20 protein-coding genes and 1 tRNA gene are annotated in these 20,238 nt (G+C 56.5%); 8 read left to right on the forward strand and 13 right to left on the reverse strand.

Translation table 11 applies throughout. The features are described from left to right. Nucleotides 1-686: 686 nt before the first annotated feature. From IOB61_RS02825 to IOB61_RS02840, 4 genes are all read right to left on the reverse strand, one after another. The gene (locus tag IOB61_RS02825; RefSeq protein WP_290811869.1) at nt 687-1,142 is read right to left on the reverse strand and encodes a protease inhibitor I42 family protein; all 456 of its coding nucleotides are present in this window, start codon (nt 1,140-1,142) and stop codon (nt 687-689) included. A 41-nt stretch (nt 1,143-1,183) separates the two neighbouring features. Then, the gene (locus tag IOB61_RS02830; RefSeq protein WP_290811872.1) at nt 1,184-2,203 is read right to left on the reverse strand and encodes an adenosine deaminase; all 1,020 of its coding nucleotides are present in this window, start codon (nt 2,201-2,203) and stop codon (nt 1,184-1,186) included. A gap of 124 nt (nt 2,204-2,327) precedes the next feature. Further along, the gene (locus IOB61_RS02835; RefSeq protein ID WP_290811875.1) at nt 2,328-2,537 is read right to left on the reverse strand and encodes a hypothetical protein; all 210 of its coding nucleotides are present in this window, start codon (nt 2,535-2,537) and stop codon (nt 2,328-2,330) included. Then, complete coding sequence (locus tag IOB61_RS02840) at nt 2,534-3,454, reverse strand: NAD-dependent epimerase/dehydratase family protein (protein WP_290811878.1); 921 nt, start codon at nt 3,452-3,454, stop codon at nt 2,534-2,536. Before IOB61_RS02840 ends, IOB61_RS02835 begins: the two co-directional genes overlap by 4 nt. Before the next feature lie 127 nt (nt 3,455-3,581). On the opposite strand from IOB61_RS02840, the gene IOB61_RS02845 reads away from it, so the two are divergent. Continuing rightward, complete coding sequence (locus tag IOB61_RS02845) at nt 3,582-4,943, forward strand: MFS transporter (protein ID WP_290811881.1); 1,362 nt, start codon at nt 3,582-3,584, stop codon at nt 4,941-4,943. A 53-nt stretch (nt 4,944-4,996) separates the two neighbouring features. Here the strand turns inward: IOB61_RS02845 and IOB61_RS02850 are convergent, their stop codons facing one another. Together IOB61_RS02850 and IOB61_RS02855 are read right to left on the reverse strand one after the other, a co-directional pair. Then, a complete protein-coding gene (locus IOB61_RS02850) occupies nt 4,997-5,674 on the reverse strand; it encodes a DUF6134 family protein (RefSeq protein WP_290811884.1) in 678 nt (225 codons plus the stop codon). 46 nt (nt 5,675-5,720) lie between these two features. Then, nucleotides 5,721-6,344, reverse strand: a complete 624-nt coding sequence (locus IOB61_RS02855) for a ChrR family anti-sigma-E factor (protein ID WP_290811887.1) — start codon at nt 6,342-6,344, stop codon at nt 5,721-5,723. Nucleotides 6,345-6,483: 139 nt separating this feature from the next. Between IOB61_RS02855 and sseA the strand changes: the two genes are divergently transcribed. Further along, nucleotides 6,484-7,350 (forward strand): 3-mercaptopyruvate sulfurtransferase, encoded by an 867-nt coding sequence (sseA, locus tag IOB61_RS02860; RefSeq protein ID WP_290811890.1) that lies wholly within the window; start codon nt 6,484-6,486, stop codon nt 7,348-7,350. Next, nucleotides 7,347-8,546: a cystathionine beta-lyase gene (gene metC / locus IOB61_RS02865; protein WP_290811893.1), complete on the forward strand. Its 1,200-nt coding sequence runs from the start codon at nt 7,347-7,349 to the stop codon at nt 8,544-8,546. The genes sseA and metC overlap by 4 nt, the downstream gene beginning before the upstream one ends. Here metC and IOB61_RS02870 read toward each other — a convergent pair. After that, nucleotides 8,533-9,021 carry an Lrp/AsnC family transcriptional regulator gene (locus tag IOB61_RS02870; RefSeq protein ID WP_290801781.1) on the reverse strand — a complete coding sequence of 163 codons (489 nt, stop codon included), beginning with the start codon at nt 9,019-9,021 and terminating at the stop codon, nt 8,533-8,535. The genes metC and IOB61_RS02870 overlap by 14 nt on opposite strands. 156 nt (nt 9,022-9,177) lie before the next feature. Here IOB61_RS02870 and IOB61_RS02875 point away from each other — a divergent pair, with 156 nt between their 5' ends. After that, nucleotides 9,178-12,627 (forward strand): indolepyruvate ferredoxin oxidoreductase family protein, encoded by a 3,450-nt coding sequence (locus IOB61_RS02875; protein WP_290811897.1) that lies wholly within the window; start codon nt 9,178-9,180, stop codon nt 12,625-12,627. Between the two features lie 21 nt (nt 12,628-12,648). After that, nucleotides 12,649-12,725, forward strand: a tRNA-Met gene (locus tag IOB61_RS02880). Nucleotides 12,726-12,748: 23 nt separating this feature from the next. On the opposite strand, the gene IOB61_RS02885 is transcribed toward IOB61_RS02880, so the two are convergent. Then, entirely contained in the window at nt 12,749-14,029 is a 1,281-nt protein-coding gene (locus IOB61_RS02885; protein WP_290811900.1) for a pentapeptide repeat-containing protein, read from the reverse strand. Nucleotides 14,030-14,348: 319 nt separating this feature from the next. Between IOB61_RS02885 and queC the strand changes: the two genes are divergently transcribed. Genes queC through queD form a run of 3 tightly spaced genes read left to right on the forward strand, consistent with a single transcriptional unit; the run spans nt 14,349 to nt 16,089 of the window. Next, the gene (queC, locus tag IOB61_RS02890) at nt 14,349-15,089 is read left to right on the forward strand and encodes a 7-cyano-7-deazaguanine synthase QueC (RefSeq protein WP_290811904.1); all 741 of its coding nucleotides are present in this window, start codon (nt 14,349-14,351) and stop codon (nt 15,087-15,089) included. Continuing rightward, complete coding sequence (queE, locus tag IOB61_RS02895; protein ID WP_290811906.1) at nt 15,086-15,721, forward strand: 7-carboxy-7-deazaguanine synthase; 636 nt, start codon at nt 15,086-15,088, stop codon at nt 15,719-15,721. The genes queC and queE overlap by 4 nt, the downstream gene beginning before the upstream one ends. Beyond that, nucleotides 15,718-16,089, forward strand: a complete 372-nt coding sequence (gene queD / locus IOB61_RS02900) for a 6-carboxytetrahydropterin synthase QueD (RefSeq protein WP_290811908.1) — start codon at nt 15,718-15,720, stop codon at nt 16,087-16,089. The genes queE and queD overlap by 4 nt, the downstream gene beginning before the upstream one ends. On the opposite strand, the gene IOB61_RS02905 is transcribed toward queD, so the two are convergent. The 5 genes from IOB61_RS02905 to IOB61_RS02925 all read right to left on the reverse strand — a co-directional run bounded on the left by IOB61_RS02905 (nt 16,086) and on the right by IOB61_RS02925 (nt 20,236). After that, the gene (locus tag IOB61_RS02905) at nt 16,086-17,219 is read right to left on the reverse strand and encodes a GNAT family N-acetyltransferase (protein WP_290811911.1); all 1,134 of its coding nucleotides are present in this window, start codon (nt 17,217-17,219) and stop codon (nt 16,086-16,088) included. The two genes, queD and IOB61_RS02905, sit on opposite strands and share 4 nt — an antisense overlap. 347 nt (nt 17,220-17,566) lie before the next feature. Continuing rightward, entirely contained in the window at nt 17,567-18,040 is a 474-nt protein-coding gene (locus tag IOB61_RS02910) for a hypothetical protein (protein ID WP_290811914.1), read from the reverse strand. Nucleotides 18,041-18,168: 128 nt separating this feature from the next. Further along, on the reverse strand, nt 18,169-18,711 hold the full coding sequence (locus tag IOB61_RS02915; protein ID WP_085340349.1) for a DUF3833 domain-containing protein: 543 nt from the start codon (nt 18,709-18,711) through the stop codon (nt 18,169-18,171). Nucleotides 18,712-18,778: 67 nt separating this feature from the next. Continuing rightward, the gene (locus IOB61_RS02920; protein WP_290811918.1) at nt 18,779-19,480 is read right to left on the reverse strand and encodes a hypothetical protein; all 702 of its coding nucleotides are present in this window, start codon (nt 19,478-19,480) and stop codon (nt 18,779-18,781) included. Between the two features lie 57 nt (nt 19,481-19,537). Then, nucleotides 19,538-20,236: a pirin family protein gene (locus IOB61_RS02925; RefSeq protein WP_290811921.1), complete on the reverse strand. Its 699-nt coding sequence runs from the start codon at nt 20,234-20,236 to the stop codon at nt 19,538-19,540. Between the last annotated feature and the right edge of the window lie 2 nt (nt 20,237-20,238).

Raw genomic sequence — 20,238 nt, forward strand, 5'->3', positions numbered from 1 at the left:
AGGGGGGTAAATCCTGATGAAACACAAGGTCGCCACTTCAACCCTGCTTAGTCCCGCTTACCAATCCCCAATAGTCGGCTTAACCCGGACCGAAGCTCCTCCGCATTGGGAACGGGGAAAGGTTAGGCGAGGTTTGGATGGTGGGGGATAAGTTTTTATCTATGCGCTCCCCTCTCCCACTGGGGTCGACCTATAGGTCGACGGGTAGGGGTGAGGGCTTGTGGGGCACAAAAGCTGATTATGTTTAGTAGTTTAAGATGTCCCACCACTTCCTTTTTGGTGCTGCGCAAGCCCTCACCCCCGTCCCCTCTCCCAGAGGGAGAGGGGAGATTCCCCCCACGATGTCATCCCCGCCGGAACGAAGTGGAGAGCGGGGACCTCAGCGAGTTTGCGGCACAAGGTCCCCGATTGGCTGACGCCATCGGGGATGACATCGCTTTTGGTTTTTTCATCTGGAAGGCTTTGGTGCAGGCCGTGCCTACACCAAAGGCCAACTTCGATTGTTTGTGGGCGATTTGACGCGACCAATCGCCCAGTCACGATATTCAAAGCGGTTTGGTGGACCGGAGGGATCACCAAAACCGCTTCCAGATAAAAAGCCCAAAAATGGAGCGCGCAGCACTAGTTGCGCTTGTTGCACCGTTTGCATGCGCAACTTTTTTTGCGCGCGAGGTTACCCTGCCCCCTCAACCGCCGGGCTTCACCATAATCTGCATGCGCCAGATCTGTTCGGCTGGGCGGCCTGCTTCTAATTCCCAGGGCCGACCGTAGCGCAGGACCAGGCTTTGGCCGGCGGTGCCTTGCAAATCCACGGGTGCAGAAATGGTTTGAAAGCGGAAGATGGTCCAATCATTACCACCCACCATGCCTTGTTTGCGGCCCTCTGGATTTTCTGGGCGCGAGGTTTTGTCGACCAAAACAACGCCTGCAGGCAATGATTGGATATCCCACAGATAGCCTGCCGTCGGTGTGCCCAACAGGCGCACGTCAAAGCTTTGCCCGATTTTCAGGGTTTTGCTGGAGGCTGAATCTGCGGCGGTGAAGATCAATCCCGCTTCCTTCTCAACTGCGGGTTGGCTGGCGCAGGCGCTGAGGGCGACAAGCCCCAAACCCACGAGCGCCCAAGGCTTTGTCATCCTCATGCTACACACCTTTCAGGCCCTTAGGCCGGTGGCCGCTGCGCCTAAAAGCGGGCTGCCCAAGCCTCAATCGCCTCAGCATGGGCCTGTTTCTCAGCGGGCGTCAAATAGCTGCCAGCAAAGCTATTATGGGCGAGAGTGACCAATTCTTGCTTGCTTAAGTCCAGCGCCTTGGCAATGGCGTGCCAATTGGCATTGAGATAGCCACCGAAATAGGCCGGATCATCCGAATTGATCGTGGCTTTGAGGCCCTTTTCCAGCATGGTGCGCAAGGGATGTTGGGTGAGGTCATGGACGACGCACAAAGATAGGTTCGACAAAGGGCAGACCGTCAGGGTCAGGCCGTCTTTGGCAATGCGCGCAACCAAGGCCTCATCCTCCAAAGCGCGATTGCCATGGTCAATGCGGTCGATTTTAAGCAGGTCGAGGGATTCCCAGACATAGGCGGGAGGCCCTTCTTCGCCTGCATGGGCAAACAAATGCAGGCCTTTGGCGCGGGCAGCTTCAAAGACACGGGCGAATTTGGAAGGTGGATGGCCCACTTCGCTGGAATCAAGGCCAACACCAAAGATGTGGTCCAGATAGGGTTCAGCTGCTTCTAACGTCGCAAAGGCGGCGTCTTCGTCCAAATGGCGCAGGAAGCACAAAATGAGTTTTGAGGTAACGCCCAATTGGCTTTGCCCATCGGCCAAAGCGCGCGCGATGCCGCCAATCACCACGCCCATCCCAATGCCACGATCGGTGTGGGTTTGTGGGTCGAAAAAGACTTCAACATGGCGGCAGGCATCGGCGGCAACCCGCGTCAAATAGGCCATGGTCAGGTCATAGAAATCTTGCTCGGTCTGCAAGACGCCTGCGCCTTGATAATAAATGTCGAGAAAGTCCTGCAGGTTCGAAAAGCTATAGGCGGCCCGGACCTCTTCCACGCTGTTGAACGGGATCGCGATTTTGTTGCGCTGGGCCAAGGCAAACATCAATTCAGGCTCCAGCGAGCCTTCCAAATGCAAGTGAAGCTCTGCCTTCGGCAGACCAGCGATAAAGGCGTCACGGTCAAAAGCGGTCATAAGTGTCCCCGGAGTGTGTCGCTGAGACGGCAGGGCCATAAGACCCTGACAGATCAGTCATAGGCCTTCTAAATCATCAAGCCTGTTGCGCAACTGCTTTGTGGGGCGTTTTGGTGTGTTGGTTCTAATTGAGGGCATCTGGAGCGGTGGCATCAGGGGAATCAATCAGGGCGGCCACCGCTTCCCAATGATCGGCCATTTCAAGATCGCCCATGGCGGCGGCCTCCGCCGCGCGCATCACGGCAATCACAGCGCCATCTTCGCCATAGCGTGCTTGTAACAGGCGGGCAGCATGGGTGATGGCGTCAGGGGTATTGCCACGTGCCGCGCTCACGTCAGAGATAGTCCAGTTTCCATCGTTCTGAATGTGCAAGCAATATCCAGCTTTTCAAGGGCAGAGAGGTCAGCTGCCGCAGTTTGGAGGCTGTGGGCGTTAGCGGGGGCAGGGCGCATTTCCACGGCCAGCGCTTTGCTGGTTGCCGCTTCACTCGCCTTCACAATGGCCTGGGTCGAGGTGAGGGCGCCGCTGCCGATATCGAAAAAGCCTGCATGGCCCTGCAACACGATCTGGGTGATCAGCAGGGCGGCATCGTCTACATGTACCCAATCTCGGCGTTCGTCCCAGACAGAAAGAGGGCGTTCGTCCAAAGCATGGGCGCGTGCCCGGCTGGGCAAGCTGGCGAGAGCGCCTTTATGGCTTTCGCCCTGGCCATAGACGGACGCGAGGCGAAAGCCGGTGGCGATTGGGGCGGCATCGGGGCCTGTGCCTTGGCTGGCTGCGAAATAGTCAAAGGCTTGTTTGGCGCGGCCAAAGGCGGTCTTGGGCTGGAAGCCTGCAATCACATGTGGGTCGGTCGACAGGTCCGGCTTTGCGGCGCCATAGACGTGCATCGAGGAGGCCCAATAAATGGCGCGCTGTTTGGCAACGGCATAATCCCAAATGCGACGGGGGAGGTGATAGGAGGTCTCAAACAAGCCATCCATATCGCCTGCACTATGGCCGGCATCGGCAAAGCACAAAACACCGGCCACATCACGCCAGGCTTTATCAAGACGGGTCATCAGATCATCTGGCGTCCAAAGGTCTGCCATATTTGACGGCAGATTGGCCCATTTACCCGACGCACTCGACCCCAATTGATCACAGATAATCACCTGTGCGCTACCATCTTGGGCCAAATGCCGCGCGACAGCGCTGCCGACCAGACCTGCGCCGCCAATGATGATGAATTTCCGGCCTAGAGAGGGCATTTTGACATCCGTTTTGTGCTAATCTTACACGACCACACCAATGTGTGCGAATTTCACACATTTACGAGCGAATGTCGGCGCTGTCTAGCAGCTTGGCAGCTTGGCTTGCAGGCACCATGTTACCTGCATGAAAGACTCTGCACCCCCCGGCACAGCCCGTACGCTTTCCCCCTTGCGGCTGTTTGCCTATGCACTGCCAGCGGTGCCGATCGCGGCTTTGGGTCAGCCCTTCTATATGTTTGCCCCCACCTTTTATGCCAAGGAAGTGGGCATAGGGGCGGGCCTGATTGGCCTTATTCTGTTGATTGTGCGGGTGTTGGATGCGGCGAGCGATCTTGTAGCAGGCCGCTTGTCAGATCAGACGCGCGGCCGTTTTGGGCGGCGTAAGCCGTGGGTCTTACTGGCAAGCCCGCTGGCGGCTTGGTCGGCCTTTATGATTATGACGCCGCCGGACGGGGCGGGGGCTGCTTATTTCGCCTTTTGGACCTTGATGGTCTCCATCTCGTGGGCGGCCATTACCTTGCCCTTGAATGCGTGGGGCGCAGAGCTGAGCCCGGATTATCGCGAACGCATTGTGGTAACAGCCTGGCGCGAGATTGCCACTGTGCTGGGCGTGATTGGAGCGGTAGGTTTGGTTGCAATTGTCTCCAATGGCGGGGCGCTACGAGAAGCGCTAGCCATATTGGGCCTGTTTGCCGCGGTCACAACGCCTCTTGCGTGCGGCATATGTGTGCTCTTGGTACCAGACCCCCCACTGGCGACTGAGCCGGTTGCCAGTCTAGGCGAGGGGCTGAAAGATTGTGCGGCCAATGAGCCATTTCGCCGCTTAGTCGTCGCCTATATCATCAATGGCATTGCCAATGGCCTGCCTGCGACCTTGTTTCTGTATTTCGTTTCCGAGCGTTTGGGTCGGCCGGATTTACAGGGGGCATTACTCGGCACCTATTTTCTTGCGGGGCTGGTTTCGGCGCCGTTTTGGGCTTGGCTTGGCGGCAAATTTGGTAAGGACCGTGTGTGGTGCTGGGCCATGGTGTGGGCGTGCCTTGTCTTTGCGCTCGCCCTTGGCGTGACCGGGCCAGAGGCGTGGGTGTTGTTTCTCATCGTCTGTATCGGCTCTGGCCTTGCTTTGGGGGCCGATATTGTGTTGCCAGCAGCTATGCAGGCCGATGTGGTGGATTTGGACGAGTTAAAGACCGGCCAAGCCCCCAGAACCGGGCTTTATTTCGCACTCTGGAGTGTGGCGACCAAATTGGCCTTGGCAGTGGCAGCCGGTGCTGCCTTTGGCATTTTGGGGTTGGTTGGCTTTAACACCCAAGGCGGGGAACAAACCGATTTGGCCCTAAACAGCCTTGTTGCGCTTTATTGCGCGATCCCCATTGGCTTGAAGATCATCGCCATCACCCTGATGCGCGGCTTTCCAATTGACGCTGCCGAACAAGCCCGCATCAGGGCTGAGATTGCAAACAATCGAAGGAATGAGAGTGTTTAGCCCCGATGGCAGGCAGAGATGGCACCCAACGGAAGGAATGGTGCTGCGCAGCCCTATTCGCGTGGCGAATTGGCGACTGACGTCACTTTCCGATAATCAAAGCTTTGGCCTGCAATCCTGAATGCGGTGCGCACCCAACGGCCCGTTGAATCATACCACAAATCGGTATTGACCGCCCCGCGCACACGGTAATGGTTAGCCCGAACCGGTGTTCCGCCAATCTGTAACACGTCTTCGCCGACCCGGTTCACATTCACCCGGCTCAGCTTGCCATCGCGGCTATCAAGCAGGCGAGATTGATTGATGGTGCTAAACCGCCACCAGCTGGAAGGTAGAATGGCGGCGGGTGCAGTGCCCTTAAAGCCCGTGCCATCGACGACGAGATTGGCCCCGCGCAGATTTGCGGCGACTGACTTATTCGAGCGATTTTCCTGATCCGAACAATTCAGGCTGGTCAATTGATTGCCACGCCACGCCTCTTCGCAGCGGTGGCGATAGGTGAAGCCGATGGGGCCAATTTTGCCCGCCATATCAATGGCAATGCGAACATTGGTCATGTCGGCATTTCTGGAAACCGTGACGATATGCTTGCCGACGGGTTTGCCATTCATCAGGATTTCAAATTCTGTCCGCCCCGGTGTCGCTGCAGCCGCACTCGAGGTCACAGCTGCGCTACCTAACACGACGGTAGAGGCAAGAAGGCATAGTTGGAGGGTGCTTTTGGATAACATCGCAAAGCCTCTTTCAATCAAACCGACGGGAATTATCGGGCAAAAATTAGTTGAAACGGTTAATCAACCACCCAAGTGGCCCTTTAAGGCGCACATTGCCGGTCTGGGCGATCAAGCAGATGCAATCGCCACCTTTGGCGGCACCGGGTTGGTGCTCACTATCTTCGTCATGCACCAACAACTCACCCCGACGGTAGATTTGATTACCATCGTCTAGGGCACCCGATAGGACGAGCGTGACTTCAAGGCCAGAATGGCCATGTTCTGGCACTTTCCGACCTGCTTCCAGCTTCAGCAATTCCGCATCACAGCCAGGCAGCGGCATGGTCAACATGCCTGCCAGATTGCGCCGCCAGCGGCCTTGATCGATGGAGGACAAGACATGGGCCATATCGTCAATCTCGCGCAAGGAATGGCTGGAATAATCGGTGCCGGTTTCAGCTTCCAGCCAAGCAGGCTGCGCAATTTCAACGGGCTCAATCGTATCTAGAAGCATGCCGCCGGCCGCATCAAAGGTGCGCGTGATCTCGCGCGCCTGCGGCTGCAGCGCCAAATGCGCAGAAACGACCAAGGCAGGCCCACGCGGCAGACTGCCAGCCGCATAGTCCAGCATGAGCGCTTGATAGCGCTGATCCTTTTCAATCGTATGAGCAGTGAATTCGTCGTTCATGGGTTTGGTTGTGCCGCCGGTTTGTGAGATAGTCTTTGCGACTTACGTTGAAATCCCTTTAGTGGATCATAAGCACTGAAAAAACCCCGTGTGGCACGCCTTGGGCGGGCAGCGCAAGAAGCTGGTTGAGGACACGAACATGGCAGGCTGGGCCAATCCTGATGATCCCTTAGTTTCCACCCAATGGCTTGCCGATAAGTTGGGCGCGCCAGATGTTCGCATTATTGACGCCTCGTGGCATATGCCAAGTGCCGGGCGCAATGCCAAGGAAGAGTATGATGCCGCCCATATTCCAGGCGCTGTCTTCTTTGATATTGATGAGATTTCCGATACCGCAAGCCCGTTCCCGCACATAATGCCGAGCCCGGAGAAATTTGCGAGCCGGGTTAAAAAACTGGGCTTGGGCGATGGCCTGCGTCTTGTCGTCTATGACAGCACGGGCGTTTTTTCGGCTGCCCGTGTGTGGTGGATGTTCCGCCATATGGGCCATGATGATGTGGTTGTGCTCGATGGCGGCCTCCCCAAATGGCAGGCTGAAGGTCGAGAGCTTGAGGATATGCCACCCATCGCGCGCGAGCGGCATTTCACCGTGCGCCGCCGCGCTGATTTGATCCGCGACAAAGCGCAAGTTCTGGCTAAAATCGAAGCCAAAAGTGCCCAAATTCTCGATGCCCGCCCGGCTGGTCGATTTGCGGGTACAGCCCCTGAGCCACGCCCCAATCTGCCCAGTGGCCATATGCCCGGGGCCTTTAACGTGCCGTTTTCAACCCTGTTAAAGCCCGACAATACCATGAAGGACCCTGCCGAATTGGCCGAAGTCTTTAAGGCTGCTGGCATTGATTTAAGCAAGCGTTTGGTGACCACGTGTGGCTCTGGCGTGACGGCTTGTGTCATCGCTTTGGCTTTAGCCCGGCTTGGGCTGTGGGACGTGCCTGTCTATGACGGGGCGTGGAGTGAGTGGGCGGCAGACCCTGCTTCCCCAATCGAGACTGAGGCTGCTGGATGAGCAAGACGCCCAAAAGTGGCCGTGGCGACGGGCTTTCGGCTGCCACCCGATTGGTACAGATCGGCCGTGATCCATTTTCCCATGAGCGGGTGATTAATCCACCCATCCAGCGCGGCTCTACCCTTTTGTTTGATCAGGCCGATGATCTTTATCGGGCTGGCCCTTTAAGCGACATAAAGGGCTATGGCCTCGAAGGCCTGTCGACCCAAGATCGCCTCTGCGAAGCCTTGACCGAGATTTCCGGCGGGGTTGGAACCGTCTTGGCCCCCTCTGGTTTGCAAGCGCTCACCCTTGCGCTGATGGCGGCGACCAAGGCGGGCGATCATGTTCTGTTGACGGATTCTTCTTATGGCCCAACCCGCCGGTTCTGCCGCGAAGTCTTGGCTAAATACGGCGTCGAAACAGAGATTTATGATCCACGCATCGGGGCCGATATTGCAGGCCTCATCAAGCCCAATACCAGCTTGATCATATTGGAAAGCCCCGGCTCTTTGACGTTTGAGCTGCAAGATGTGCCTGCCATCACAGCTGCTGCCAAGGCGCGCGGGGTTGCAACCTTGATCGATGATACCTGGACGGCAGGCATCTATATGAAGCCGTTTGATCTGGGCGTGGATATCTCGATGCAGGCCCTGACCAAATATCAGGGCGGGCATGCCGATGTGCTGGCTGGTGCTTTGATCACAAACAGCCCTGACTGGCTTATCAAGCTGAAGACCATGCACCAGATGCTGGGTATTGGGACGTCTGCAGAAGATGCGTGGCTGACCTTGCGTGGCTTGCGCACCATGGGCTTGCGCATGGCCCATCAAGACCGGGTGGCGCGCGAGATTGCCGCTTGGCTGGAAGGCCGCCCCGAAGTGGCCCAAGTGCTGCATCCGGCTTTACCGTCCCACCCAGATCACGCCATTTGGCAGCGTGACTTCAGTGGCGCGGGCGGCCTGTTCTCGGTGGTGTTCAAGCCCGTTGCTGCGGCAAAAATCAATGCCATGGCCGAAGCCTATCAAATCTTCTCGATGGGCTTTTCTTGGGGCGGGTTTGAGAGCTTGGCCCTACCAAGCACCATCCAGATCAACCGCCAATTTCCGGCCCTGCATCCCAAAGGCCCTATCGTGCGCTATTCCATTGGTTTGGAAGCACAAGAGGATTTGATGGCCGATCTTGAGCGCGGTTTTGCCGTGCTTAACGCCGCTTAGATTGGCTAAGCCCCAGGGGCACCGAGGTTGTGCGTTTGGCAACGCGAATCACAATGCGCGATTGCACATCCGATACGAGCCCTTGGCCCAAGAGTTTATCGCGCAAAAACCCATCATAGGCATGCATGTCGGTGGTCACGACACGGATCATATAATCAACCGCCCCCGTCACCGTTGCGCAATCGACAACTTCAGGCCAGGTGGCCACGGCGGCTTCGAATTTCTCAAGGTTTTCGCGGTTGGGCAGCGCCAGCTTCACCGAGGCCATCACTTCGAAATCAAGGCCCAAGGCAGCGCGCTCCAAGATGGTTACGCGCTTGGTAATCACGCCAATTTCTTCCAGCCGTTTGATGCGCCGCCAGCATGGGCTTGACGACAAACCGACCTTGTCGGCAATCTCGGCCACAGACAGGGCCGCATCTTCTTGGACCAGATCGAGTATGCGTACATCAATGGCGTCTAGTTCTTCCGACACGAATTTTCCTCAATGCTGGCAAAGTGAACATGTATCTTGCGCATTTCTTCGCAAATAACGAAAAAAAGAGCAAGCTTTTTCCGCGAAAACAGAAGATGATGCCCAGATAAAAGCAGGCCATGTTCCGTATGGTCGCAAACCCGAGGGCCAAATCAGATGCTCCATCGCGAAGTTCTTTTGACCGACAAGTATGAACTCGACGAAGGTAGAGCGTTTCTGACAGGTATCCAAGCCCTTGTGCGGCTTCCTTTGGACCAAAAGCGACGCGATGTGAAGGCCGGATTGAACACGGCAGGCTTTATCTCTGGCTATCGCGGGTCCCCGCTCGGCGGCTATGATATGCAGCTGGAGCGCGCTTCTAAGCTTTTGAAATCCCACAATATCGAGTTTTGGCCCGGTCTGAACGAAGATTTGGGGGCAACGGCGGTTTGGGGAAGCCAACAATTGGGCCAGTTTGCCGGGGCGCGCTTTGATGGCGTATTTGGCATTTGGTATGGCAAGGCACCGGGTGTGGACCGTACAGGCGATGTGTTCAAACACGCCAATTTTGCCGGTACATCCAAATTTGGTGGTACTTTGGCGATTGCAGGCGATGACCATGTTTGCAAGAGCTCAACCCTGCCCAGCCAATCCGAATTTGCCTTTATCGATGCAGAAATGCCGATTCTGTCGCCAGCATCGATCCAAGACGTTTTGGACTTTGGCCTTTATGGCATTGAGATGTCGCGCTTTTCTGGCGCTTGGACGGGCCTGATTGCTCTGGCCGATACGATGGATTCTGGCGCGGTGATTGACGTAGGTGCCCACCGCTTTGACATCCGCCTGCCAACTGACTTTGAATTGCCACCCGAAGGGGTCAGCCTGCGTCGCGGGGATGATCCGATGGCAAAGGAAGCGCGCCTGCGCCAATATAAGCTGCCTGCTGCCCAAGCCTTTGTGCGGGCTAATAGTCTCGACCGGGAGATTTTGAGCGGGGACAAGCGTCGGATCGGTCTGGTGGCAACCGGCCAAGCGACGCGCGATATTTTCGAAGCACTGGATGCTTTGGGCATCAGCCCAGAATTGGCAGCCGATCTGGGCCTCACCATTTATAAAGTCGCCATGCCATGGCCGTTAGAGCCCTATCACCTGCGTGGCTTTGCCCTTGGTCTTGAGACGCTTTTGGTGGTGGAGCACAAGCGCGCGTTGATCGAGCCGCAAATCCGCGATGCCTTATATGATTTGCCTGATGGCAAGCGCCCACGGGTGATTGGCAAGAAGGGCCTGGATGGCAAGCCTTTGCTGCCCGATACAGCTTCTATCTCCATCCCGGTACTGGCCAAGACTTTGTTTGATCTGGTGCCCGAGGGCCCCCACCGCGAACAGGCCTTGGCTTATTTGAACCGGGTACAAGAAAGCAAGGACCGGGCACGGGCCTTAGAGGGGGATGCGCACCGCACACCCCATTTCTGTTCAGGATGTCCGCACAATAGTTCGACGGTCGTGCCAGAAGGGTCGCGCGCCCTAGCCGGCATTGGCTGTCACTATATGGCAACCTTCATGCCCGACCGTCAGACCGACATGACAAGCCAAATGGGCGGGGAGGGCATCGGCTGGATTGGTCAAGCCCCGTTCACCGATGAAGATCATGTCTTTGTCAATTTGGGTGATGGTACCTATTCCCACTCAGGCTCGCTGGCCATTCGCGCGGCAGTCACGGGCAAGGTCAATGTGACCTATAAGCTTCTTTATAATGATGCGGTGGCGATGACTGGTGGTCAGTCCACCGAGAGTGGTCAAACCACGCCGCAAATCGCCAAGCAATTACTGGGCGAGGGTGTTAAGAAAGTTGTGATCGTCGCCGATGATCCAACCCGCTATGCCAATGTGGCGCTTGAGCCCTCGGTGCGCGTCTATCCGCGTGAGGAATTGGACGCGGTTCAGCGCCGCCTACGCGAGACGAAGGGCGTGACCGTCCTGATCTATGACCAAATGTGCGCGACTGAGAAACGCCGCCGGATCAAGCGCAAGCTCCTTAAGGCCACCTCAACCCGCGCCTATATCAATCCTGCCGTGTGCGAGGGCTGTGGGGATTGTTCGAAGCAATCCAATTGCCTGTCTATCCATCCGCTCGAAACCGAATTTGGCACCAAGCGGCAGATTGATCAGTCCTCGTGCAATCAAGATACCCGCTGCGTCGATGGTTTCTGCCCCTCCTTTGTGACGGTTGAGGGCAGCCATAATGCCAAGCGCGAGCGGGCGCGTCCGACCTTTGATGCCACCAATATCCCCTTGCCAGAGCCCATGAGTTTAGAACGGCCGCGCTCAATCGTCTTCACAGGCGTAGGCGGGACTGGGGTGACCACGGTTTCAGCCATTGTCGGCATGGCGGCCCATGTCGATGGCAAGGCCTCTTCCACGCTGGATATGACTGGCCTTGCCCAAAAGGGTGGGCAGGTGCTCAGCCATGTGCGCATTGCCAATCAGCCCCAAGATATTCGCTCGGGCCGCGTTCCCCCTGCATCAGCTGACGTGATGATCGCGGGCGATTTGATCGTGGCAACCAATCTCGATGGCCTCAATCTGGTTTGCAAAGAAACCACGCGCGCTGTCGCCAATTTTGACATCCAGCCGACGAGCGAATTCATCCAGAACCGCAAACGCGGCTTTCGCGGTCAGCCCAAGGTCGATTTGTTCGCGCAAGCGGTGCGTGAGCTAGGGGTCATCCATGCTGAAGGCTTGGCGGAAGAATATCTCTATGACGCGCTCTATTCCAACATGATCCTCTTAGGCTTTGCGTGGCAGCGGGGGCTGGTCCCGGTATCGCTGCGCGGCCTTTATCGGGCGATCAAGCTTAATGGCGTGGCAATTGATGAAAATGTGCTGGCCTTCGATCTCGGGCGCTTGGCGGCCTATGATCCCGCACGCTTGAAAGAAATGGTGCCAGTCCGCGAGCCACCGCCCGAAAAATCGCTTGATGATTTGATCGCCCATCGCATCGCCCATCTGACGGCCTATCAGAACCAAACCTATGCCCAGATTTATGCGGATGCGGTTGCTAAAGTTCGCAAAGCCGAGACTGAAGCACGCTTGGGCGATGCTTTGACGCGCGCGGTTGCGGTCAATCTCGCCAAAGTTATGGCCTATAAGGATGAGTATGAAGTCGCCCGGCTTTATGCTGATCCCGCCTATATGGAAGGCTTGAATGCGACCTTGGGGGGCCACAAGTCGTTGAAGATTTGGCTGGCACCGCCCTTCCTGAGCGCGAAGGATCCCGCAACGGGCTTACCCAAAAAGCAGGCCTTTGGTGCTTGGATTTTGGGGGCGTTCAAAGTGCTGCAACATGGCAAAGTCCTGCGCGGTACTCCGCTGGATCTATTTGGCGCGACCGAAGAACGGGCCATGGAACGCGCTTTCCGCGATCAATATCTGGCTGACCTTGCCATCTGGATACAGCATTTGTCCACGGCAACCCATCGTCAGATCGTTGAACTGGCCAATTTGCCCGACGATGTGCGTGGTTTTGGCCATGTGAAAGAGGCTGCACTGGTGCGCACAGAGGCCAAACGGAAAACTCTCATGGCTCAACTGACCCAAAGACTTGCCCCGAAAGTCGATGCGCACTAAATGACGGCTCCCCGATGCGTTGGCTGGGTAGCTCAGCTGGTTAGAGCGCACGACTCATAATCGTGAGGTCGAGAGTTCAAGTCTCTCTCCCGCCACCATCGGGCCTTCTTCCTTGGATTGTTTAGGCGGCGTTTGCCGCAGCTTGCGAGACGGCCGGCGCGGTGTCGTCAGCTGCTAGGGTGTCTTCGCCCTCACTCTGGGGCGACTTGCCACGCTTGGCCCCGGTAGCTTGTGCGCCGCGGAAACTCGCACCTAGCATATCGACATCATAGAAAAGCGCTTCGCGAATATCGGCTTGGTCGAAATTGGCATAGCGCATTTCAGCCCCGGTAAAGTCGGTTGCTTTGGTCTTGTCGGCGCTGATGCGTAGAGGGCTTAGTTTCGCATTTCGGAAATCTGCCTTCTTGAGGCGCGCACGGGTAAAGTTCGCCCCGCGCAAATCGGCCCCTAAGAAGCACGCACCGCGCAAATCGGCTTCACAAAAGTTAGCCCCTTGCAGCTGGGTCGACATAAAGCGAACCCCAACGCCATTGCATTTCACCGCTGAAATCGCCGTCAAGCGCATGCCCTTGAACATGGAAGCCATCGGACGCAGGTCTTCGCCATCAAACTTAGCATGCTTGCCGGCGCTGCCATTACTTTCCCACCAAGCCTGGTGTTCATTGGCCATGTTTTCCAATTGGATCGCCCGAATCTTTGCGCTGTCGGTTGGGTCCCCCAAAGCGCCTTTGGCCATTTTGGGGTCAATCTTGCCAAAGCCCAAGGCAACCCCGGTCAGGATCGCATCCTCAAAATGCGCCCCTTCCAAGCGGGCACCGGTGAGGTCGGCATCTTGCAGATCGGCACCGGTCAGATTGCAATCTTTCAAGATCGCGCCAGAGAGCTTAGCCCCCTTCATCGAGCAATCTTGGAAATCCGCACCCTTGGCTTGCACGCCATTGAATTGCGAGCCGTCAAGCGTAGCGCCCACAAACAAAGTGCCTTCAGCGTCACCTGGACGCATGCGGTGCTTGACGACCATCATGCCATTTTTCTTGTCGGCCACCGCCACTTCGCCCTCGCGGAAGTCCGATTGGGTCAAATCGGCATGGGAGAGGTCAGCACCCCTCAGGTTCGCCCCGCGCATATCCGCCTTCGCCATGCGCGCGCCGCGCAAATCGGCCTTGCGAAAATCACAGGCAAACAGGATGGCCCGCTCAAATATCGTCTTGATTAATTTGGCATTCTCAAAAATACATCCAGTCAGCTCGGCATCGGCCAGATTGCGACCTGACAAGTCAACGCCCGACAGATCGACAAATTTCAAAGAGGCTCGCTTGCCACCTGGGATGCCGCCTGCATAACGTTCATGGAGTTTCAAGACAGCTTCAAGTGTCTCGGAGTCCAGTTTTACGTAAGTCACGATGCTGCTCAAGTGTCACCTAAACTTCTTGATACTGGTTGAGTAACGAAACCACGACATTAGCTGAGGAGTGTTGTGGCTTAGTTAAGGAAAACCGCCATTTCCCAGCTGGTGACTTCAAAAAATCGCGAAGATGAAGTTGTCAGTGAAATGAATACATAGGGTTGACTGAACATTCGAATGTGCTGGAACCAGTCTGGCCAGCTTGAACGCGACGTCCGTCCACACCGGGCTTTCTGCGCTGTGGCAGTTTCGGTCTGGCTGAAAATAGGCTATGGAGCGCCTCCATCCCCCCACTTTGCCCCGTGAAGGTTGCCTCGTGATTGAGCCCAAACATGCGCTTGTCCTGTTTTCAGGCGGTCAAGATTCCACAGCTTGTTTGGCGTGGGCGTTGTCGCGCTATGAGCGCGTGGAGACCATTGGCTTTGATTATGGTCAGCGGCACCGGGTGGAACTGGACCAACGGCTGGTGATTTTAGAGGCGATCCGCACAAAAATGCCCGAGTGGGGCCAAAAACTCGGCGAAGATCATCTTTTGGACCTTGGCCTTTTGGGCCAAATTTCCGATACAGCCCTTACCCGCGATACGGCCATTGCTATGGCGGCTTCTGGCTTGCCGACGACTTTTGTGCCCGGTCGCAATCTCGTTTTTCTGACCTTTGCCGGTGCCTTGGCCTATCGCCGGGGTTTAGGGGTTCTGGTCGGCGGCATGTGCGAGACGGATTATTCGGGCTACCCCGATTGCCGCCGCGCGACTTTGGATGCGGTAGAACAATCTTTGTCGCTGGGGATGGACGTGTCGTTCAAGCTTCAGACCCCGCTTATGTATCTCACCAAAGCGCAGACGTGGGACCTTGCCTTTGCCTTGGGTGGGCAGGCCTTAATTGACGTGACCTTGGAGCATTCTCACACCTGTTATACGGGCGATCGCAGCCAGCGGCATGACTGGGGCTATGGCTGCGGCACGTGTCCGGCGTGCGAGCTGCGCGCGGCGGGCTGGCAGCAATGGCAAGCCCAACATCAGGGTCAAGCAGTAGAAGGCGCGCGCGTGGCCCCATGACCTATATGGTAAAAGAGCGCTTTTATACCCTGCAAGGCGAGGGGGCTCAGGCAGGCCGCCCGGCCGTGTTCCTGCGCTTTGCTGGCTGCAATTTGTGGAGCGGCCGCGAACAGGATCGAAGCGAGGCTGTTTGCCAATTCTGCGATACCGATTTTGTGGGGACCAATGGCGAGGGCGGTGGCAAATTTGAAACCCCTGAAGCCTTGGCCGCGGCCGTAGCAGAGCTTTGGCCAGACCTTCAGCAGGGCAGGCCCTATGTGGTCTGCACCGGGGGTGAGCCCTTATTACAACTTGACCCGCCCCTCATTGCTGCCTTGCATCGGGCAGGCTTTGAGATCGCGGTGGAGACCAACGGAACCATTGCTGCCCCCGACGGACTGGATTGGATCTGTGTGAGCCCCAAGGCAAATGCAGCCCTAGTCCAGCGTTCTGGCCATGAATTGAAGCTGGTTTATCCCCAAGTCTTAGCTATGCCCGATCAGTTTGAAGGGCTTTCTTTCGACCATTTTTTCCTCCAACCCATGGACGGGCCGCACACGGACAAAAACACCCAAGCTGCGGTCGCCTATTGTCTTGCCCATCCACAATGGCGATTGAGCCTGCAAACACATAAAATGCTTGGAATCCCGTGACCCGCTGCCTCTTGACCAAAAGCGTAACTTTTGACGCCGCCCATCATCTCCACCAAGGCGATGAAAGCCATCCCTATCGCCGTTTGCACGGCCATTCCTTCCGGCTGGATGTGTCGGTAGAGGATGAAGCCGATGGCAAGGATCATTGGGTGCGCGATTTTGCCGAGCTCGCCAAAGCCATCAGCGAAGTCCGCAATGTGCTGGATCATTCATTCCTGAATGAAATCGAAGGCCTTGAGACGCCGACGCTGGAGAATATCTGCGCGTGGGTGGCAGAACGCTTGAAGCCAAGCCTGCCCAATCTGCGCCGGGTCTCGGTCGCCCGGCCATCCTTGGGCGAAATGTGTACGCTTGAAATTGGTCTTTAAGCAGCTGATTGCTGGGGCCGGCTAACGAGACGGGCACGGGCGCGAATATGGGCCCGTGCAACAAGCCGCCAGCAGGCCAAGAGTTTGCCCTTAATCGAGACTTCGCAGGCCCGCACAATATGGGCGCGCCGCCACACGCTGAGCCACGCGCGTTGCAAACGGTCATTCTTGACTGGCAAAGCCAAGGCTTGGCCGACTTGGCCCTCATAGCATAGGGGGCCATTCGTGGTCATGGGTGACTTATAAGCCTCCCCACCGCTGCCGAAATCAAACACTTTGAAGCCAAGCTTTGCGGCGTGGCGAATGATATCAAAGGTCAACAACAGGCCGGGCGAATAGCGGCTATAGGCGGGGTTATAGGCGGGGAACCAGAAATGCACATCTTGCCCATCCAGCAGGCAAATTTCAGCGGCCACCAAGTCGTCGCCGCGGCGATAAACACCCGCCATGAGGGACGCGCCGGTGGATTTTTGCTCGGCCAGAGATTTCAAAAGGTCACGCGTCCAGCCACAGCTGAACACATCATGCATGCCCGAGCGCTTATATTGGTCGATTTTTAGGTCCAAAACCCAATCCAAGAGGGCTGGGGTCACTTCGGTCCAGTCAAATGTCAGATCCGGCAAGTCCTTGGCGACATTGCGGGTGCATCGGCCCAAGTTCTTGAAGTATTTTGGCGAGCGGGCCTTCTGGCTTGCAAACCAAGCCTCAAAACCATCGACGAGGTCGACGATTTGACGATGCTTGACGATGGGCGCGCGGTCGAGGCCTTGCGCCCCAATCAGCCCATTGAACTCAAGCCGCTTTGCACCGGCTGCCGACAATAGAAGCGACCAGTCTGGCCCATAGCCCTCTTTCATCACTGCTGCATGATAATCGGCCAACGGGGCACCGGCGGGCTGCAAGCTTTGGCCGCGCTTCTGATAGGCAAAGAAGCCAACAATCTCGTCGCCATCGTGAAAACGCGCCAACATGCCACCGGGTGTGTGGGGCGCAATGGCCTTCAAAAAGTCCGGGGAAAAATAAGGGCTAGTCAAATCAGGATTAGCGGCGCGGAACTCGCAGAACAAAGCTTCCTCAAACGCACTAATGCCATCCAATGATGCAACTGAAACGTGGGTAACTTTGGTCATGCCGCAAATCCCTTTTCGAAAGAGCTTGCGTCCTGCCTAGCAAGATTTGGCCCAAGCGCTGAAAATTTACGCCACAGAAACCCGCGTTCCTCAAGGGTAATTTATCACGTTTCTGTGATAGCTTGCGACTAAACGCCCGATTTCGAGCGATTTGTTGGAGGATGTGTCTCGAAACTGGAAATCAGCCCTCTGCCTATAAATGGCTCCAGCCTGATTGTGTTTAAATTTGAAACAGGGTTGGCGCTTTCAATTCGCTTATAAAAACGCTCCTTCAACCCACAAAAAACGGGGCCGCTTGGGCCCCGTTGGTGTTTTCTTGCCGAGGATATCTCGCCTCACAAAGCGTTTTAGCCTGGAACTGCCTTCGCCAGCTTACGCGCGAAGACCGACAAGGTCCGGTCTGTATCAGACCAAACCCAAGCTGTGTCGGCCCAGATGATGTCACCGGTCCAGTCATAGCGTGCTTCGCCGATCAGATTGCCTGCCGCATCATAGGCTTTGCCCGAGACATCGGCCCCGCCAATACCAAAGCTTTGCATGGACAGACCTGGCTTATCGCCCAATTCCTTAAAGGTGGGACGATTGGCTGTCAGATCGTGGATCACAACATCAACGCGGGCGACCCGATCCCCAAGGCTCTCCTTCAGGCTCGATTCAACCATTTCCTGAATGACGGCCTTTTCACGCACGCCATAGGTCTTTTCGATCTTTTCTTGTGCCTTTTCGCCATAAGTCACATTGACTTGCAGCTGACCGGCAGATGCAGGGGAAGCAAAAGTCATCGCCAAGAGTAGTGCAGCGGCAGAAAAAAACTTCACCATGTCTATCTCCTTTGTGTCGAACCGCAGTGCGGCACCAAGTTAGCCCCAACCAACCCCTAAAATGAGCGCAAAATGCGGTTTCGGCAAGGCGGGCCAACATTAAATTTTAGGCAGACCCGCCTGTCTTCTTAGGGCTTCGCAGGTTGGAACACGATGATGGCTTCGCCAAAGACAATGCCGAATTTTTTCACTTTCGCCCGATTGATCAAAATCCCGTCGGGCTGCAACCACATGCGGTCATCAAAGGTCACCAGGACAGTACGATCACCGACTTTCAGATCAACATCATAGACCCACGACAATTGATTGCCTTGGATTAGGCCGCGGGCGACGCCGCGGACATCGCCTGCAGTGCCCTCATAGGTATTGGGCCCGGTCTTTTTGATCTTCCAAATGCGCTGCTCTTTCGCGCCATCGGCATAATCAAACCGTTCGTCGAGCGTTAGGACTGAGCCATCCCATTGCCCGTCAATATCGACTTTGAACTGACGGATCAGGGTGCCGTTACGATCTTGGAACACGCCCCAAGCGGTGGTTTTGCCTTTGAAATAATCTTCCAAGACAAGCTGTTGGGGGGCTTTAGCGGTTGGTGCGGCTGCCGTGGTGGCACAACCGGCCATACTCATGGCGACGGCGGTAAGGGCGGCTGCCTTTTGGAGGGCTTTGAACATGTTAAACACCTTTCAAGCCTCTCTACGTGCTCAAGGCTTGAATGGTTCAGTTTGACGGTCGGGTAACTCAGTCGACGGGCGTGTGGCTAGCGCCTTCCTCAGTCTCAACCGAGATATCAGCCTCATAGGTTTTGGCCATGCGCACCAACATGCCCGCGTCATGGCTGAGGCGGGCGGCAAATTGGCTGACACGGACGTGAGCAAGCCTGACCGCTTGGCTAACTGCCTGCACGTCTGAGCTATTCTCAAACCCATCTTTCAAGTGGGGAATGTCGAGGCCTTTGGGGCCACGTCGCAGATCAAAGGGCGGCAGCACATAGCGAAACGCCTCATGCCCGAAGTCGAGATAGAGGCTTTCGGACTCGCCGTGGAGCAGATTCAGCTTGCCATCGGCGGCAATCTTGGAGAGCCGATCGAGACTATCGAGCACCTCTTCAATCCGGGCAGCCTGTAGGCCGCGCATCAAATCATGTTCGGTGGTTTGCCCAATGCGAAGGGCTTCGGCGACTTCGGCCAAGCGTTCAAGCGCCTGGTCGACATAGGCGGCTGTGCGCTCCAAAGTGCGCACGGCACTATAGACTTCGGTGAATTTCTTGCGTTCAACCCGGGGGTCTCGCCAAGCCGCATGACGCAGCGCCCGGTCGAGGGCGGCGGGTTCCATCAAAGGCGTGTCAGGCCCATTGGGCCGCGGTCCTGCGGGACGCGGGCGAGGCTCATGGCCGGCACCACGGCGCGGACGTGTGGGGGAGGGAGGCTTGTTAAACAACATACTGGCCGTCCTACTTTCGAAGAACGGCCAGCTTCGCAGGTTAGCCTCAATGCAGCGTTAAGGCGCGTCGACCAATACCAGTTCGGCGTCTACCACCGCTTTGATGGTCAATTTGGGCTCGTCCTTAATCGCAGCAGCATCGCGCTCATAAAGGTCGATGCCATTGAGCTCGACCACGCCTTTGGCGGCAGCCAAATAGGCGTGACGGCCAGCGGACAGATCATAAGTGACGGTTTCGCCAGCCTTTAAAGTCGCGCCCAGAACACGGGCCTTTTGCCGGATTGGCAAAGCACCTTCATCTTCAGAATAGCCTGAAGCCAATGTCACAAACTGACCGGAGCGATCATCCTTAGGGAATTTCGCCGCCCCCCAGGAGGGGGCCACGCCCGCACTTTCTGGCAAAATCCAGATTTGGTAGAGCGTCGTGGTTTTATCTTCCATGTTGTATTCAGCATGGGTGATGCCGGTGCCAGCGCTCATCACTTGGACGTCGCCTGCTTCGGTACGGCCGACATTGCCCAAACTATCCTTGTGCGTGATGGCCCCTTCGCGGACATAGGTGATGATTTCCATATCGGCATGGCCATGGGGATCAAAGCCAGTGCCTGGGGCAATCTCATCATCATTCCACACCCGGATCGTACCCCATTGGGTGCGCTTTGGGTCGTGATAATGGCCGAAGGAGAAGTGGTGGCGGGCATTGAGCCAGCTGTTTTTGAACCGGCCCAGACTGTTGAATTCGCGTTTTTCAATCATGG

The organism is Aquidulcibacter sp., assembly GCF_020253525.1.
In the GTDB taxonomy this organism is placed as follows: domain Bacteria; phylum Pseudomonadota; class Alphaproteobacteria; order Caulobacterales; family Aquidulcibacteraceae; genus Aquidulcibacter.